At 39.5% G+C, this 1,104-nt stretch carries 1 protein-coding gene; it reads left to right on the forward strand.

Annotated features, from left to right (window positions below; all coding sequences use genetic code 11):
- Positions 1-1,002: 1,002 nt before the first annotated feature.
- Positions 1,003-1,104, forward strand: a 102-nt coding sequence (locus tag CXF78_RS22040; RefSeq protein ID WP_145991323.1) for a molybdopterin-binding protein, incomplete at its 3' end; no start/stop codon positions are given.

Raw genomic sequence — 1,104 nt, forward strand, 5'->3', positions numbered from 1 at the left:
CTTAAGATGAAGGCCTCTGCAGCAATGCAGAGGCCTTTTTCGTATCAGAAAATACGAAAAGATTAAAGATAGAGTGGTATTTCTTGACTAACCATAGTCTTCACGACATGTGGGCATGCATGCTCTTCGTCGCTTAGCTGATTAGGCTGTCAATAAACTGCAGGTGGCCTGTCACGCATGGGTACGCGGGTTCACTCTTGCGCTCCGCCAACTTAAGATGAAGGCCTTTGCTGTAATGCAAAGGCCTTTTTCGTATCAGAAAATACGAAAAGATTAAAGGCGAGTGGTCTTTCTTGACTAACCATGGCCTTCACGACATTTGGGCATATATGCTCTTCGTCGCTTGGTTGATTAGGCTGTCAATAAACTGCAGGCGGCCTGTCACGCCGGCGAACGCGGGCTCACTCTGATGATAATCAGCACCAGCTCCGCGAATGACATCGAAGCCTAGTCTCTCGACGAGGATTTTTGTATCTGAAATTTATGATATTTCCCTATATAGACAGCAGTGGCAGTGCGTAAACCGAACTATGTTGTTGATATGGGTGAGTAGTCATCTCAGTTCTGGACTCTTTATAAATCAAATGTGCTTGGTCATGCCAAATACAGAGGATCACATTTGAAAATTTGTTTTTGAAATATTCATTTGATAGCAGCTTTGTCCCTCATAGATGTTTACTTATTTCTGTTTTATTAGTGTTTAATCACTTCAATTTAGTTATCTCAAGCGTTATACAGCTTTTATGCAGCTGTTTCCAAATGCATAACTATCGTTTTATTGAGCATGCCTATATTATTTGTAAGCCTTATGTATTGCTGATAACTCGTACAAAGATCATTAGCTAAACGATCTAATTTAGTTATTTTGAGATGTTACTGTTGAGTTGTTGTAATTCATTCAGCTACTTATTAGTTAATTTTCTATAAATACGATCTATTTTCTTGCCATTCACATATTGGTCCCCTAACTTAAGTGCCAATAGCATGGGATAAGGAATAACAATGAAGTTAGAAATGATTTGTACTGGTGAAGAGGTACTATCTGGTCAGATAGTGGATACCAATGCTGCTTGGGTTGCTAATACCTTGATGGAATTAGGCATT

It is taken from the genome of Shewanella sp. 11B5, assembly GCF_002836795.1.
GTDB lineage: Bacteria > Pseudomonadota > Gammaproteobacteria > Enterobacterales > Shewanellaceae > Shewanella > Shewanella frigidimarina.